Genomic DNA, 16,367 nt, shown 5'->3' with positions numbered 1-16,367 from the left:
AGGAATACTACCTGCGGGAACAGCTGCGCATCATTCAGAACGAGCTCGGCCAGGAACAGGAGGGGGAGGAGGAGCTTCGCTACGCGGAGAGGGTGGACGCCTCCCTGATGAGCGACGAGGCGCGGGACAAGGCGAAGCGGGAGATCGCCCGGCTCTCCAGGATGTCTCCGATCTCGCCGGAGGCCGCCGTGGTCCGCAGCTATCTGGACTGGCTCCTGGACATGCCGTGGGGCATAAGGACCGAGGAGAACGAGAACATCGCCAGGGCGGAGAAAATCCTGGACCGGGACCATTACGGCATGCGCAAGGTGAAGGACCGCGTCCTGGAGTTCCTGGCCGTCCGGCGGCGCGCCGGGACGGACATGAAGGGGCAGATCATCTGCTTCGTCGGCCCTCCTGGGGTGGGGAAGACCTCTTTGGGGCGCTCCATCGCGGATTCCCTGAACCGGCGCTTCGTCAACGTCTCCCTGGGGGGCGTCCGGGACGAGGCCGAGATCCGCGGACACCGCCGAACCTATATAGGCTCCCTCCCGGGCCGGATCATCCAGAAGCTGGCGAGGGCGGGCAGCTGCAATCCCGTCGTCCTGCTGGACGAGATCGACAAGCTGGGGAACGATTTCCGGGGCGACCCGGCCTCCGCGTTGCTGGAGGTCCTGGACCCGCAGCAGAACAGCACCTTCACCGACCACTACCTCGAGGTCCCCTTCGACCTGAGCGAGGTGCTCTTCATCACCACGGCCAACGTCACCCATACGATTCCCAGGCCTCTTCTGGATCGCATGGAGGTGATCCCCCTTCCGGGATACCTCGCCGAGGAGAAGCTGCAGATCGCGATGCGCTACCTCGTTCCGAGGATCTTGAAGGAGCATGGCCTGAAGCGGTCCGAGGTGAAGATCCCGGTTCCCGTGGTCAAAAAGGTGATCGCCTCCTACACGCGCGAGGCCGGCGTCCGCGGGCTGGACCGTGCCCTGTCGACGGTGGCGCGCAAGATTACGCGCCGTCTCGTCGAGGCCAAAGACAAGTCCGAGCCCCTCGCCCTTCCGGTGGGGGTCAGGGTAGGGGACCTCAAGGACTACCTGGGCCCCCCAAAGCTCTACGACCTTTCCGTCCCGAAGACCTCCGAGAGGGGGAACGTCGTCGGTCTGGCCTGGACGGAGGCGGGCGGCGACGTCCTGCTCATCGAGGCCGTGACGATGAGGGGAAAGGGGGAGCTGGTCCTCACCGGAAACCTCGGCGACGTGATGCAGGAGTCCGCCCGGGCGGCCGTGAGCTACCTGCGGTCCAAGAGCGAGGCCCTCGGGATAGGGGAGTTCGACTGGAAGAGCGTGGACATCCATATCCACGTCCCCGAGGGGGCCGTTCCGAAGGACGGGCCCTCGGCCGGAATCACGATGGCCACGGCGATCCTGTCGGCGGTCAGCGGCCGCCGCGTCCGCCCGGGCATCGCCATGACGGGCGAGATATCCCTGAGGGGCAAGGTCCTTCCCGTCGGGGGCATTCGGGAGAAGATCCTCGCCGCCCGGCGCCATGGGGTTCTGCACATTGTTCTGCCCGCGGCCAATCGTGTGGACGTCGAGGAGATCCCCGAGGAATATACCGATGGAATGCGCTTCGACTATGCCGAGGAGGTCCTGACGGTCCTCGAAAAGGGGTTGGAGAAGCCGGGTAAAACCGAAATGGAGAAAACCGATGCTCTGGAAGGCGTCTCTTGAGGCGACCTGTTTCTCCATCCCTCAGCTTCCGCCGGAGGGGACGCCGGAGGTCGCCGTCGCGGGCCGCTCGAACGTCGGGAAGTCGACGCTGATCAACGCGCTGCTGGGGACGAGGCTCGCCCACGTGGGGGCGACGCCGGGGAAGACCCGCAGCATCAACTTCTACTCCGTGCAGGCCTCGGCGCCGTTTCGTCTGGTCGACCTTCCGGGATACGGCTACGCGTCCCGGAGCAAGACGGAGCGAAACGAATGGTCCCGGTTGGTCGCAGCCTACGTCGAACGGAGGAGAACGCTGCGTCTCGTCTGCCATCTCGTGGATTTCCGGCATGGCCTCCTGGGGAATGACCGGGCCCTCCAGGAGTGGCTGAACGAGTGCGGCAGGACGATGCTGGTGGTCTTCACCAAGGCGGACAAGATATCCAGAGGCCGGCATCGGGCCCTCCTGCAGGAGTACGTGCGGGGCGGCCTGATATCCGTCGACGTCCCCGTTATCACCTCGGGGGAGAACCGATCGGGGATCGAGGACCTGAGAAACTTCATCGGTCGCTTCCTGGGCGGTGCGGGGACGGAGGGCGACGGCCTCCGATGACGAGGCTGCGGGGAAAAAAGGAGCTCTCGTTGGAGGAGCATCGGCTCCGTTTTTTTCGGCTCCTCTCCCGTGCGCCCCGTCCGGAGCGGGAGGTCAGGGATCGTCTTGCCGGGCAGGGGGCCACGCCCGAGGAGACTCAGGCCCTGATTGCTGAATTTCGCGGGATGCGCCTCCTCGACGACGCGTTCTACGCCTGCCTTTTCGTGGAGGGGCACGAAAGCTGGGGGGACGACCGGATCGTCCGCGAGCTCTCGCGGAGAGGGATAGCCCACCGGGACATCGTCTCCGCCCTGGAGGGCCGGGACGAGGTGGCGCAGGCCCAGGCCCTCGCAGCGGGTTGGCTGGCCGGGGGGATGGAGACGGGACGGATCGTCGCCAGACTCCGGCGCAGGGGATTTTCCGGCAGGACCATTCGCTCCGTCATCGAGGGGAAGGATGAGGTCCCCTGGTGAGGCCGACGATTCAGGAGTGCGCAGAGGGGAGGCCGTTCGAATGAAGACCGTCGATTTCCACATTCACGTGTATCCTCCGGAGGTCATCCGGGATGCGGAGTCCCTGTCCCTGCGCGAGCCCTATTTCAACGCCCTGACCCATAACCGGGTGCACCGGTGGGCCACGCTCGAGGACCTGCTGGACCGTATGGAACGCGACGACGTCGAGCGTGCCGTCGTGGGCGGCTTCGCCTTTCGGGACCTGGGGCTCTGTAAGCTGTGCAACGACTACATCATCGAGGGTGTGAGGAAGCATCCCGACAGACTGAGCGGCCTCTGCCTCGTTCCCCCTCTGGCAAGGGGGGCCTCCGAGGAGATCCTGCGCTGCGCCGATGCCGGCCTGGTTGGGGTCGGGGAGCTGTTTCCGGAGGGGCAGAACATCGATATCTCCGACCAGGAACAGACCTGGCGCCTGGCCGGCGTCCTGCACGAGGCCGGCCTGTTCGTGCTGTGGCACACGGCGGAGCCCGTCGGGCATGAATACGCGGGCAAGGGAAACGTCGGGCCCAGGGAGGCGGCTGCCTTTTGCAGGCATCACCCGGAGGTCCGGACGGTCTTCGCGCATCTGGGCGGAGGGCTGTGGCTGTACGAACTGATGCCCGAGATGCGCCTTTACCTGACCCATGCCCGTTACGATCTGGCTGCGCTGCCCTGGCTCTATGAGCCTGCCGTCCTGCGAACGATAGTGGAGGCGGGGTTGGCCCATAAGTTTCTGATGGGTACGGATTTCCCCATCCTGGACTCGTCCCGGTACGAGAGGATGTTCGCCGACTCCGGGATAGGGGAGGAGGCCGCGGAGCGGATCGCGCGTCTCAACGCCCTGGACTTTCTCTCCTCCCTCTCTTCTCCCGGCAGAGGGCCGCTTGGAGGTTCCCCGTACCGATGACGTTTTCCAGGGAGACGTTCCGTTCTCTTCAGTCCCGCAACTTCAGGCTGTTCATGACCAGTCAGGTCGTGTCCATGACCGGCATCTGGATGCAGCGCATGGCGACGGTCTGGCTGGTGCTGTCGCTGACGGACTCTCCCTTTCTGTCCAGCTCCAACGACTTTGCGAGTCAGATCCCGGTCCTCGTCCTGGGCCTTTTCTCAGGGGCCCTGATCGATCGCGTCGACAAGAAGCACCTGATCCAGGTGACGCAGTTCATGCTCCTCCTCATCGCCCTGCTCATGGGGAGCCTGACCCTGTCCCAACGGGCGAGCTATCCGGTTATCCTCATGGTCAGCATCCTGTTGGGCTCCATCAACGCCTTCGACATGCCCGCGAGGCAGGCATGCATCAGCGAGATGGTCGATCGGCCCGACTTCCTGTCCAATGCGATCGCCTTGAACTCGGCCGTGTTCAATCTGTCGCGCGTCATCGGTCCCAGCGTCGCCGGCTTCATCGTGGCGGCCGTAGGGGAGGGCTATTGCTTCCTGTTGACCGGCCTGGCCTTTCTGGCCCCCATCTACGCGCTCTTCATCATGCGGCTGCCGCCTCAGGCCCCTCCGGAAACACCTCGGGCAGGCGTGGGGCAATCCGTCCGGGAGGGGCTCGTCTACATTGGGGAGAACCGCCACCTCGGGGTCGTCCTTCTTCTGATGTGTGCCGTAAGCTTTCTGGGGATGCCCATCTACGTCACGTTTTCCGCCCTCGTGAAACTGGTCCTGAGGGAGGATGCCTCGCTCTTCGGGCTGATTCTGGGCTGCGTGGGGCTGGGTGCGCTCTCGTCCACGATGCGTATCGCCTCGGCCCCGAGCATCCGCGGATTTCCCGCCAGGATGTTCTGGGCCCTCATCGTCATGGGGACGGGGCTCCTGTCCATGGCTCTGGCGCGGAACCGCTGGATTCTGCTGCCGATGTCCGCACTGGTCGGCGGGGGACTGGTCTACTCGACGACGGGCTGCAACACGATGCTCCAGACCTTCATCTCCGACGACATGCGGGGGCGGGTCATGAGCCTATACGTCATGGCCTTCTCCGGTTTCGCCCCCTTGGGCAGCCTCGCCGCGGGGGCGATCATGAGCCGTGTCGGTGTGACTTGGTCCATCCTTTTCCAGGGGGCCGGGTGTTTCCTGACGGCGACCGTCTTTCGGTGCTTCGTCAAGGCCCTGGACCGAAATATCCGGGCCCTCTACGGGGATAAAGAAGAGGAAAGCGAGAGTGCGATTTCTGAGGGGAAATCCAAAAGCCTTGAAGCTCAAAACATCTGACTTTTGAAAAACGACAGCGCATGATTTTCCATTGGTTTTCGTGTTGGCTTTTGAATTTATATCAATGTCCTATAATGTATCTTATGTTGCAGTCGGGCAGTGTAAATGAATGAAAAGCCTTAGTTCCATTTTCCTTCAATTCTAAGACAAGTACCTTCAACAACCAAAAGGAAAACAACTTCTTCCCCCAAAAGAAACATTCCTGCAAACAATGGTAAAAAATCTATGGAGCTGCCTTCCCACGCTTGAATAAACCAACCGCCAAATGACAGCAAAATCGCGATAAGAATGAAGCCGCACAATTTTATTTCAGACAGAACAAACGCTACCTTGGCCCAGAAAAGACTATGAAGGAAAACTACCTGCAGTAGGAGGAAAAAAACAACCCCTAAAGACACATATAAGATACCCCTGATAACCTCAAAGAGGTTAAAGAACCATATGATCCAGAAAAGCATGTGCAAAGCCAAAAATAAAAACTCGATCTCATGTTCAAATATCTTTCTAGGCCAGAGAATTCCTTTCACCCCTCTTTTCTGCTCCAACCCAAGACATGTGCGATAAATGACGGCCATGCCAAGAAGTGTTCTCATGAGGATACTCATCCCAAGAGAAACATCCACGAATGTAATGTCATGTGCAAGATAATTTTTAACGAATCCAATGACAAAAAAAAGCCCTCCTAGGGAAAACACCCCAAAACACAGTCTTCCCCAAAAGAGCCTGTTAAAGAAAACAACTTCTACCAAGGAATAAAGCACGACAACAACAAGACAAGCAAAAAGGAATCTCATACTCCAAGGGCAGGGCTTTATCCGTCTAAACATCAAGTAAACAAAAGGAGTCACTACCCAGAGACACAAGAAAGAGAATTCAACCTTGCCTTTAAGAGATGGATATTTTGACAAATGTCTCACGCTTATTATGGATATCATGGATATCTTTAGCGTCTCCCTGCATTTCAGCGCTAAATTGAACTCACAGCCGTATCTTTTTCAGGTTCTGCTGCGCCTGGACAATGGCGGAGATCGTCGAGGCCATGGCTCCGACCTTGCTCGATGTCTCGTGCATGGTCTCGATGGCTCCCTCCATCTCGGCCGATGTCCGGTTCAGTTTCTCTCCGGCGTCCTGAATCATCGACTCCATGGATTCCATCGTCGTCCTGTTGTTGGTGAGGCAGTCCGAGAAGGAGGATAACGTCCGCTGAATGGTCTCAAACAGCTCGTTGATGCTGCGCATATTCTCCATCGTTCCCTGGACGGCCCCGGATATCTCGCCGACCTTGGCGTCGATGGACTCCGACGCCGTCCTGGTCTCCGCGGCCAGCTCCTGAACGTTGTGGGCCACGACCGCAAATCCCCTGCCGTGCTCCCCTGCCCTGGCCGCCTCTATAGAAGCGTTGAGCGCCAGAAGATGCGTCTGCTTGGCGATGCGCTGAATATTGTGGGAGATCTTGCCGATCTCGAGGAACAGTTCCAGGGTCTTGATGGTCGCGTTCAGCGTGTTGGAGACGGTCTCGCTCATGCCCTCCAGGCTTGTACCCGATTTAGCCATCTCGGCCATCAGGTTTGCATTGATCGTGTTGATGGCCTCGACGCCCTGTTTCGCATCCCGGCTCCCGGACGCGAAGTCCTCCCTCAAAACCTGCAAAACGTCATAGAGGTGGGTAAACCGGTTGGAGGTGTCCCGAACTCGATCCTCCACCTTGAGGACCCGGGAGACGAGCACCTCATCCAGCTGGGACATGAAGGAGTCCATCTGGACGCCCGCGAAATACGCCCCCGAGAGAGTGTGTATCAACCCCAGGCTTTTTTGCTCCGTCATGAAAGGTCTCCTTTCGCCTCAGCGTCCGCAAATCCGGTCGAGGATATCCGTCCCGCACCGAAGCCCCTCGAACCAGGAGAGGAACTTTCCGACGTTCTCCCGGCCTTGGATTACGGCTCCATGCTGGGGGGCGATCGTCTCGACGTCCAGGGCGGACACGCGGTGCACCCAGTTGCGGCACGCTGCGTTGGAGGCCATATAGCGCTTGTGAAACCCCTCCATGAGCGGCAGATGGGCCTCGAAGTCCGTCACGACGGGATAGCGCTTGCCTTCGGGAAAGAGCGCCGCGCCGATATCCCCCGTGAAGAGGATCTTGGAGCGCGAGTCGTAAAGCGAAAAGCACCCTGTGGAATGGAGGAAATGCGAGGGAACCATCATCAGCCGCGCCCCTCCCGACAGGGTCAGGGACTTTCCTCCATCGGGAATGGAGACGATGCGACGCCCGTCGTAGATCCCGAAGTGCGGGAGAAAGCGCACCCACAGCTCCGAGATGTGCACCATGGCCCTCTCCGCCATGGAGAGCCACAGGGTGATGCCCGAGGATACGTCGGGATCCTGATGGGAATAAAAGATATGGCTGATGGCCTTCAGGTCCACGAGCTCGGCGACGTTCGCCAGAACCCGGGGAAATACATGGGCCCCCCCCGGGTCGAGAAGCACGATTTCCCTTCCGGAGGTTATGACGTACTGGTTGGTCTGGACGGCCATGCCGTCCTCCTTCTCCTCCCACCCCAGCATGATGAAGCGGTGATCCTTTTGCTCGAAAAGAGGAAACGACTCCAGCTGCTGCATTTCAATCTGCCTCCATCCTGCGCATGGCCGTCCTCGACACGGCCTTCCTTCGCCTCCGCACGGGCCCCGTCACTCCGGGAAGAGCTCGGAGATGACCTCCGAGACCTTTTCTATCTTCTTGACCTTGCTGACATTGCTGCCGCAGAAAAAAAGCCCCTCCTCCCAATTTCCCTTGAACGCCTCGACCAGGGCCGCGGCAATGCAGAAGGTCTCGCGGGTCTTGCGGTAACGACAATGGGTGAGACAGTTGGCGAAACAGGGGCTGCTGGTCACGTTCCCCTCCAGGTACCGGGCGACGAAGGGATTGCGGATGGCCCGTCCAGGGAGTCCCGCGGGGCTGTGGATCAGAACGACGTCATCCTCCGTCGCGTCGATGTAGGCCTGCTTGAAGCGGTCCGAGGCATCCCCTTCCTCGGTACAGGCGAATCGGGTGCCCATTTGAACGCCCCTGGCGCCGAGCTCGAAGGCCCTCAGGACGTCGGAGCGGTCCCAGATCCCCCCGGCCGCGATGACGGGGATGTCGGCCTGCATCTCCTCGGAGACGAAACGGACCACGCCGGGGACGGCCGTGGCCAGGGAGAGGGCGGGGTCATAGACCTGCTCCATGGTCATGGCGCCCAAATGCCCTCCGGCGGTCGCGGGCTCCTCGACCACGAAGGCGTCGGGCCGGCGTCCGTACTGCTTCTCCCAGCGTCTGGTGATCAGGCTGGCGGCCTTGGCGGAGCTGACGATGGGGACCAGGGCCACATCCGGAAAGTCCTTCGTGTACTCGGGAAGCCGGAGGGGCAGTCCGGCGCCGGATATGATGATGTCCGCCCCGCCCTCCGCGGACGCGCGCACCTGGGTGTCATAGTCGGTCAGCGCCACCATGCAGTTGACGGCCAGCACCCCGCCCTCCCCCGCGATGGCGCGGGCCTGGGCCAGCACCTCCTTGATGACGATGGCGTTGGCCTCGAAGTAATTGTGTTTCTTTATGCTGAAATGAGGCGAGTCATGGCAAAGTCCCACACTCGCAATCGTCCCTATGGCACCGCACCGGGACACGTGGCCTGCAAGGTTGGCTCCCGAGATACCTACGCCCATACCCCCCTGAATCAGAGGATATCGCGCCTGATGTTTCCCTATCTTTAGAATCGGTGCTCCCGCGCTCACCTTTCAAACCACTCCTTAATCGTATCGGTCCCTCAAGAACGAGACAAGAGAACTTAGTATAGCATGAATCATCGTTCATGCCCTCCGGGGTGCCCTCCCCTCCTGCTTCCGCTTTCTGCGGCGGCCCCTATCCTATTTACAGGGGCTGTATCCGCAGCTGAAACAGTAGGCGCAACCCGATATCATCTCCATGGGGGAATCGCACTCCGGACAGATGGCGCCGCCCTCGCGCGGTCCGCCGCGGGACGTCTCGCCCCTCTCGACGAGCTTCTCCAGCAACAGCGCTATGGCGTCCGGAATGGAGCGCGCCACGCGCTGGTCGTCGAATTCGAACATCCAATATTCCTTCCCTGAAAGGCCCTTCAGGGTATCGATGAAGTCCTCCAGCTTGCTTCCGGAGCGAAGGCCGATGGAGATGACCCGGGAGAGGGCCTCCGTCATGGCCTTGAGCTCGGATCCGCTCTTGCCGACGTTGATGAAGATCTCGAAGGGATCGCTGCCGTCGAAATTCAGGGTGATGTAGATGCTGCCCCATGGAGTGCTCTCCTTGATGGTCTTGCCGAACACGACCAGGCCGGGGCGCGCCTTGACGCTTCGGCTGGCGAGAGCCTTCTCCTGGTCGTCCCCCTTCTTGATCTCGATGGGCTGATAGGAGCGCGACCCGTCGCGATAGATGGTTATCCCCTTGCATCCCAGGGCATAGCAGGACTCGTAGACGCGCCGGACGTCCTCCACCGCGGCGGAGTTCGGAAGGTTGACCGTCTTGCTGATGCCGCTGTCCACGATGCGGGCAAAGATCCCCGTGACGCCGACGTGCTGGGCCGTCGATATGTCGTAGGCCGTCACGAAACTTCTGTCCGACAGCTTTCCCGTCGTGCGATACTCCTCGCGCTGCTCCTCGGAGAGCAGCTTGTGCCAGAATTCCCTCTGCTCGGTTCCCGACCCGTCGACTTTCGCGATATGGCGGTTCCAGGACCAGGCGAAGTTGGGTTCAATGCCCGAGCTCGCATCGAGGATCATGGAGATCGAACCGGTCGGCGCAATCGAAAGACGCCGGCTGTTGCGAAGCCGCCCGTTCACGAGGCCCTTGAGGATGGCCTTGATCTCCTCGAAATCCAGCCCTGACAGAGGGTTGTCGAGCTCCGACAAGGTGTTGACCAGGGTCAGAGGGACGAGCTCCGATCTTTTCATGTGCGACAGAAGCTGGCCGCATTCCTCCCTGGAGAGGCGCGCGAACCAGGAGTCGCTGAAGAGGGTCCCCTCGCTGAACAGCCCCTCGCCTCCCTCGACCTCGCTTTTGAACGCCGCAAAGAGGTCGTGGACCAGGGGATGCTCCGGAAAGGGCTCCTTACCGGCCTCGGACACGATCTGCTCCGTAGCGGACAGGGCGGACGCCGCCAGAGCGCAGCCGAGATCCCTGCAGTACAGCTCGAACTCCGGGCTGCCGTAGACGATCCCCTGAAGGATCGAGGCGTCGGCCAGGCCCATGATTCCCAGCCCCACGGGCCGTATCCTGCGGGTCCTCTCCCCTATCTTCGGGAGCGGGTAGCTGCACGCGTCGATGACGAGGTCCAGGTAGTATATCGAGCGGAAGACCTGATCCCGAAAACCGCTCCAGTCGAACTCCCCGTCCTTCGCGAAGACCTCGACGTTGATCGATCCGAGGTTGCAGCTGGTGTAGTTGGGCAGAGGCTGCTCGCCGCAGGGGTTCGTGGATTCGATGTCCCAATCGGGGTCCATCTTCAGAAGGTTGTCCTGACGGGCCCTGTCGATGAAGAATACCCCGGGGTCCCCGCGCTTCCAGGCGCTCTCGGAGATATGATCCATGAGCTCGCGCGCGCTCACTGTCCTGACGACGCGTCCGTCCGCCCGGGAGTGGAGGTCGAAGGCCCCGTCCCGCGCCGCCTCCTTCATCAGCTTGTCCGATACCGCGACGGAGACGTTGAAGTACGAGAGCTTCCCGTCCTCGGTCTTGCAGTCCACAAAACGGTAGATGTCCGGATGATCGTCGAAGAGCATGCCCATGAGCGCGGCACGGCGTTTTCCGCCCTGCACGACGACGGCCCCCATGGTGTTCCAGGTCTCCATGAAGGAGACGGGGCCCGACGCCTTGCCGCCCGTCCCCCCGCCGATCTCGGAGCCGAACTCCCTGAGATGTCCGAAGTTGCCGCCGACCCCGCCCCCGAACTTGCTGATGACGCTGGCGTCCCTGACCGACTCGAAGATCCCCTCGATGCTGTCGGGAACGTTGATGACAAAACAGGCGAAAAGCTGCTGATTCTTGGTGCGCGCGGAGTGGATGCGGACGTAATCCTCGAAGGACATCGCGTCCACCCTCTTGTAGAGAAGCTCGGCAAATTCGGGCTGGACCGTCAGTCCGGCGGCCGAGCTGAAAAGGCAGGGTGAATTGAAGAGGAAGCGACGGTTCAGGATGTCGCTCGCGATATTCTTCTCCAGAGCCTGAAGCCAGTCCAGGGAGCCCGGCACCTCGGGATCGAGGTAGAGGGTCTCGGCGGAAGCGATGGTTCGGGCTATGCGCCGGGTGAACTCCTCGAAGCTCCCCTCCTTCCTGAGCCCGCCCACGGAGGCGTCCCAGCGCTGTACAAAATAGCGCTGCCCCAGGAGCCACATCGCGTTTTCCGACAGGCGGGGCACGGACGGCGTCTCCAGATATTCCGAAACGATATGCATGTCAAAACGGTCTTTAAGCGAACGCTCCAAAACTCAACTCTCCTTTGGCAGGCCCCTTCCGTTCAGGAAGGGGCAACCCCCGGGGAAGGATCAGACAAAAGCCCCGATCTTCGGATCGGGGCTGAATCGATGAGCGTGATTCCCGAGTTCTATGCTTTCTTGTGGTTCTTCCGGAAAAGGGTCAGCGGACAACCTTCATCCAGACGATCTCCTGACCCGCGTAGTCCTCCTCGCCCGGCAGGATGTCCAAGCCCGCCGACCCCTTCAGGCCCTGCTCCTTGGCCTTGGCGGTCAGCTCCTCGCGGGAATTCGCGTCCGCCACGGTCCCGATGTAGAGGACACCGTCCTTCTGCCGGAGGGTCACCTTCCCCTTCAGTGCCTCGGCCATGCCCTCCAGCTCCGCGTCCTCGATCTCGGGCTTGCCCTTGAACACGGGTTCCGCCACCGCCCTGGCCTCCATCAGACGATCCAGGGGCGAGGGGGCGGAGGCGGCCATGTAGCCGGCGGCAGCCTTCACGATCTTGGCCATCAGGCCCTTGTCCGCGGGCACATCGGCGAGGGAGAAATTAACAAATGCCTCATCCATCCGAGGCGCCCAGCTGCCGACGAAGGGGACCGAGAGCTCGGCCCCGAGCACGTCCTTCACGGAGTCCAGAATCGCCTGAGGCAGATTTGCGGCCAGAGCGTAGAGGGGGGAATCCTTGTCGCTCAGCATGCCGTTCAGAGTCGTCCAAATTGCCCCGAAGTCGAAGAAGGACGTGCTGAGGGATCCTTTCTCCAAAAGGGCCTTCAGCGCATCGGAGACCTCGGGCGCGGCGTTGAGGCCGGCTATATCCTGTATCCCCACAAAGAGAGTGTCCCCCTTCACCCCCAAAAGGACGGGTGCTGGGAAGAGGTTGGGATCGACCTGCAGGACCTTCTCCCAGTCCTTCACGTCCACGGGAGCGGTCGGCAGCGTCGACGCAAACTCCGCGTTCTCCGTGACCTTCTTGAAGATCGAGGAGGCCGCACCCTCCCTGCCCGTCAGAGCCAGATAGGCCCCGGGCGTCTTGGCCCCGGCGACCGCAGCGCTTCCTCCGCAGACCAGGGAGACGCTTCCGGACAGCAGGTTCTCGACCTCGGACTCGGTGATGCCGTATTCGGCCAGCTGCTTGATCCCATCTTTCCAGATCTTGGCTATCTCGGGATAGACGTCGAGATCCGAGCCCTTGAAGGACAGCTTCGAGCTCAGGGCAAACAGAGGCCGTCCCCCCCCCGTCAGGAAGAGTTCTCCCCCGGGCACGGGCTCCATCTTCGCAAAACGCTTCAGATAGGCGTCGCTCAGCGCCTCCTCGAGATTGACCCCCATGGAGAACAGCAGGCTTCCGGGCTCCCTGTCGATGCCGTATTCGATCTCCAGGGGGGCCTTGAAGTACGCTTTCAGGGCGTCGAGATCGACCTCGTCGATCTTCTTTCCGCCCTCTCCGTCCGCCTTTTCCTTGGCCTTCTGCTCCTTGGCCACTTTGAGCATGGTCGGGAAGTCGAGGTGCAGCAGCGAGAAGTTCCTGGCCTTGTGGCGGCGTTTCACGGAGAGGCGCTCCTTCGGGTCCGCAAGGGCCTTGAGGCTGGCCTCGAGGTCGGCGGGAGAGAGCCCTACCAGGAGGAGCCCGTCTCTGGCAGCCAGGGCTGCCTGGCCGTTGAGCAGGAAATAAGGCCCCTGAGCCCCGTTCTGGAGCTCGACATTGAGGAGGGGGCCGAAGGCCACGGCCCCGTCGCCCAGGGCGAGGGATACGATATCCTCCGGCTTGGCCTTGCCGCTCTCCACGAGGTCCAGCTGAGACTTGAGCTCCGCTGGCAGGGAGAGGGCCACCTGGAGGAATGGGGTGAGGCTCTCGTCCGTACCGGCCAGCAGCGCGGTGGTCTTCACGGGCATCTTGCTGACGATGGCCGCGGCCATGCGGAGCCCCTCCAGCTCATTCTCGTCCAGGAGCGGGGCGAACAGGTCTATGTTATCGGAGGAGAGGATGCTGCGGGCCAGGTTGCCCAAGTCATCGACGTGGAACACGGAGTAAAGCGCACTTGAGGGTTTTGCGCTCAGCGCATCCTCCGGGACGGCTCCCCATGCCGAGGACGCGAAGACCGCCAGCAGAACGGCCAGACCTAAAAGCGCTCGTCGTCGAATCCCTTTCATCAACGAAAAACCTCCTTAAAATATTGAGTAGATGACCTTTCCAGGAAAGCGGAAGGACCTCCTTCCGCTAAAGGCTGCGGCAAAAGGGCTTTTCTCGTTATGATCCGGCGTAGGCCGTATAGATCTCCAAAAAGGACTCGGCCTTCAGGGAGGCCCCGCCCACCAGAGCCCCGTCGATCGCGTCCATCGAAAGCAGCTCCTTCGCGTTCGAGCCCTTGACGCTGCCCCCATACAGGACGGTCGTGCCGATATCCCTTCCGGCCGCCTCCGCAAGCAGCCTCTTGCTCCAGGCGCAGACCTCCTGCGCTTCGGCGGAGGTCGCGGATTTTCCCGTCCCAATGGCCCAGACGGGCTCGTAAGCGTAGACGACCTGGGCGGACTCGTCGGCGGAGAGCGGCTCGACGGCCGAGCGCAGCTGACGCTCCATGACCTGGAAGGCCCTTCCGGCCTCCCTCTCCTCCAGCGTCTCCCCGTAACAGAGCACGGGGATCAGGCCGGCATCGAGACAGGCCCTCATCTTTTTGGCGATCAGGGGTTCCCCCTCGCCCAGGATGTGGCGGCGTTCGCTGTGCCCGATGATGACGTGCGTGCAGCCGCATTCCTTCAGCATGGGGATGGAGACCTCGCCCGTAAAGGCCCCGTGATCCCCGATATAGACGTTTTGGGCCCCCAGAAGCGGCATGGGGCCGGATACCGACCGCATCGCTTCGTTCGCGGCCCAAAGCGAGGTAAAGGGCGGGAACACGGCGACCTCCAGATCCCGGCCCATGACGGCCTCCAGAGGTTTCGCAGACCGCGCGAACTCGGACATGAACGCCGTCGTCTCCGCGCGGGTCATGTTCATCTTCCAGTTTCCGTAGAGGCGGATCTTCTTCATCGGGGACGTGACCTCCTTCTCGCTTTTACTTTTTCGCTCTCACTTGATCTCGAACGGCGCCATTCCGGGAAGCGCCTTCCCCTCGCAGTACTCCAGGCTGGCCCCGCCGCCCGTCGAGACGTGGGAAAACTTGTCGTCGAATCCGAACTCGCGAACCGCGGAAGCGGTGTCCCCGCCCCCGATCACCGTCACGGCCCCGGCCCGGGTGCAGTCCGCGACCGCCCGGCACATGGCCCGCGTCCCCGCGGCGAATCGGGGATTCTCGAAGACCCCCATCGGCCCGTTCCAGAGGACCGACTTGGCCTCCTTGAGGGCCGAGGTGAAGAGCTCTATGGTCTTGGGGCCGATATCCAGCCCCATCCGGTCGGGGGGCATCTCCGTGCTCGAGACGACCTTCGTCTCCGACGCGTCGAGCACGGCGGCGACGACGCTGTCCACCGGAAGGAGCAGCCGGACTCCCCTGGCCCTGGCCTCCTCGAGGGTCCGCCCGGCGAAGTCCAGTCGATCCGTCTCGCAGAGCGAGCGGCCGATCTCGAGCCCCTGAGCCTTCAGAAACGTGTAGGCCATGCCCCCGCCGATAAGGATCGTCGTAACCTTGTCCAAGAGGTTCCCGACGACGGCGATCTTGTCGGATACCTTGGCCCCGCCCAGAATCAGGACGAAGGGCTTTTCCGGGGCTTCGCTGACGGCCCCGAGCATCTTCCCCTCCCGGACCAGGAGATCGCCCGCAAAGGACGAGAGCAGGGGGATCACCCCACTGGTGGAGGCGTCGGCCCGATGGGCCGCGCTGAAGGCATCCATGACGAAGACATCGAAGGGCTTCGCCAGCTCGGCCGCGAAGGCCGGATCGTTCTTCTGCTCCTCGGGGTGAAAGCGCACGTTCTCGAGGAGGATGACCTCCCCCTTGGACAGGGCGTCCAGCGCGGCCTGCACCTTGGGGCCCACGCAGTCATCGACGAACAGGACCTTGACCCCATAGGCCCTCTCCACGTCCGGGACGATCTGCTTCAGGGACAGGAGAGGATCGAACGCGCCCTTGGGGCGGCCGAAGTGGGAGACGAGCGCCACCTTCGCGCCCCCGTCCAGGAGCTTGCGCAGGGTGCTCTCGTGAGCCCGGATTCGTGCGTCGTCGGTAACCCTTCCGTTCTTGAAGGGGACGTTGAAATCGACCCGCATCAGAACTCTTTTATCCTTTATGTCCTCAAGACCGAACGTTTTCAGTTTCACCTTCGACCCCTCCCAACGTGCCTTTTTCCTTACCTTCAGCCTCGATCCCATCCTGCCTTGCCGTCAAGGTCTCGGCATAACCGCTCAATCGCTGCCAACGATATTTTACCGTACTTTTGGTGATCGGTGGAGAGAGCCCCTCTCCCAATTCCGCGAGGGAGGCCTCGGGATTTCCCAAGCGGGCCTCGACCAACTGGCGCAGGGCCGGGGGAAGCCGCTCGATGAGCCCGGCGTCCCGAATTTCGAGGGCCAGCGCCGTCTGCTCCTCGGCGACCTTGAGGGTCCTCTTGATATTGGCCGTGTCGCAGTTCCGGATCCGATTGGCCCGGTCCCGCATCGACCGCATGATGGCCATGTCCTCCATGCGCAGGGATATCCCCGTCAGCCCCAGCTTGCTGAGGAAGGTCACGATCTTCTGCTGATCGCGCAGGATCATCTCGTGCGTTCCATGGAGCAGGCGCCTTTGCCATGCGATGCGCGTCCTCGGCAGGAGCCCCTTCAGGATCGCGGCCGCGGGGGGCGAGGAGACGCGCAGGACCAGGTAGTATCCGGACCTCGGGACGTAAAGCCCCCCGCACCCGCCCCAAAGGCCGCGCAGCCAGGACCAGTGCAAAGCGGTCGGAGAGGCGGCTTCCAGCAGTGCCGCACCGTA

Annotated in this window: 14 protein-coding genes; 5 read left to right on the top strand and 9 right to left on the bottom strand. The window is 61.9% G+C overall.

The features are described from left to right. The 5 genes from lon to ABLA28_RS06255 form a co-directional block, all read left to right on the top strand. Nucleotides 1-1,712: endopeptidase La (gene lon / locus ABLA28_RS06275; protein ID WP_347712947.1), on the top strand; the 1,712-nt coding region annotated here is incomplete at its 5' end. Continuing rightward, nucleotides 1,690-2,301 carry a ribosome biogenesis GTP-binding protein YihA/YsxC gene (gene yihA / locus ABLA28_RS06270; protein ID WP_347712946.1) on the top strand — a complete coding sequence of 204 codons (612 nt, stop codon included), beginning with the start codon at nt 1,690-1,692 and terminating at the stop codon, nt 2,299-2,301. The genes lon and yihA, both read left to right, overlap by 23 nt. Next, the gene (locus ABLA28_RS06265) at nt 2,298-2,753 is read left to right on the top strand and encodes a RecX family transcriptional regulator (RefSeq protein ID WP_347712945.1); all 456 of its coding nucleotides are present in this window, start codon (nt 2,298-2,300) and stop codon (nt 2,751-2,753) included. Before yihA ends, ABLA28_RS06265 begins: the two co-directional genes overlap by 4 nt. 40 nt (nt 2,754-2,793) lie before the next feature. Next, complete coding sequence (locus tag ABLA28_RS06260; RefSeq protein WP_347712944.1) at nt 2,794-3,678, top strand: amidohydrolase family protein; 885 nt, start codon at nt 2,794-2,796, stop codon at nt 3,676-3,678. Then, complete coding sequence (locus tag ABLA28_RS06255; RefSeq protein WP_347712943.1) at nt 3,675-4,982, top strand: MFS transporter; 1,308 nt, start codon at nt 3,675-3,677, stop codon at nt 4,980-4,982. The genes ABLA28_RS06260 and ABLA28_RS06255 overlap by 4 nt, the downstream gene beginning before the upstream one ends. A gap of 119 nt (nt 4,983-5,101) precedes the next feature. Here the strand turns inward: ABLA28_RS06255 and ABLA28_RS06250 are convergent, their stop codons facing one another. The 9 genes from ABLA28_RS06250 to whiA form a co-directional block, all read right to left on the bottom strand. After that, complete coding sequence (locus ABLA28_RS06250; protein ID WP_347712942.1) at nt 5,102-5,917, bottom strand: hypothetical protein; 816 nt, start codon at nt 5,915-5,917, stop codon at nt 5,102-5,104. Nucleotides 5,918-5,960: 43 nt separating this feature from the next. After that, nucleotides 5,961-6,806, bottom strand: coding sequence for a methyl-accepting chemotaxis protein (locus tag ABLA28_RS06245; protein WP_347712941.1), 846 nt, complete (start codon nt 6,804-6,806; stop codon nt 5,961-5,963). 18 nt (nt 6,807-6,824) lie between these two features. Beyond that, entirely contained in the window at nt 6,825-7,598 is a 774-nt protein-coding gene (locus tag ABLA28_RS06240) for an MBL fold metallo-hydrolase (protein WP_347712940.1), read from the bottom strand. A 69-nt stretch (nt 7,599-7,667) separates the two neighbouring features. Continuing rightward, nucleotides 7,668-8,723, bottom strand: a complete 1,056-nt coding sequence (locus tag ABLA28_RS06235) for a nitronate monooxygenase family protein (RefSeq protein WP_299301825.1) — start codon at nt 8,721-8,723, stop codon at nt 7,668-7,670. 159 nt (nt 8,724-8,882) lie between these two features. Further along, a complete protein-coding gene (locus ABLA28_RS06230; protein WP_347712939.1) occupies nt 8,883-11,471 on the bottom strand; it encodes an adenosylcobalamin-dependent ribonucleoside-diphosphate reductase in 2,589 nt (862 codons plus the stop codon). 151 nt (nt 11,472-11,622) lie between these two features. After that, a complete protein-coding gene (locus tag ABLA28_RS06225; protein ID WP_347712938.1) occupies nt 11,623-13,611 on the bottom strand; it encodes a hypothetical protein in 1,989 nt (662 codons plus the stop codon). 97 nt (nt 13,612-13,708) lie between these two features. Beyond that, a complete protein-coding gene (tpiA, locus tag ABLA28_RS06220; RefSeq protein ID WP_347712937.1) occupies nt 13,709-14,488 on the bottom strand; it encodes a triose-phosphate isomerase in 780 nt (259 codons plus the stop codon). 39 nt (nt 14,489-14,527) lie between these two features. Continuing rightward, nucleotides 14,528-15,715: a phosphoglycerate kinase gene (locus tag ABLA28_RS06215; protein ID WP_347712936.1), complete on the bottom strand. Its 1,188-nt coding sequence runs from the start codon at nt 15,713-15,715 to the stop codon at nt 14,528-14,530. Then, nucleotides 15,690-16,367: DNA-binding protein WhiA (whiA, locus tag ABLA28_RS06210; RefSeq protein ID WP_347712935.1), on the bottom strand; the 678-nt coding region annotated here is incomplete at its 5' end. The genes whiA and ABLA28_RS06215, both read right to left, overlap by 26 nt.

The organism is uncultured Fretibacterium sp. (genome assembly GCF_963544685.1).
Classification (GTDB): domain Bacteria; phylum Synergistota; class Synergistia; order Synergistales; family Aminobacteriaceae; genus CAJPSE01.
The sequence above is the reverse complement of the archived record's forward strand: the minus strand, read 5'-3'. Positions and strand labels throughout refer to the sequence as shown.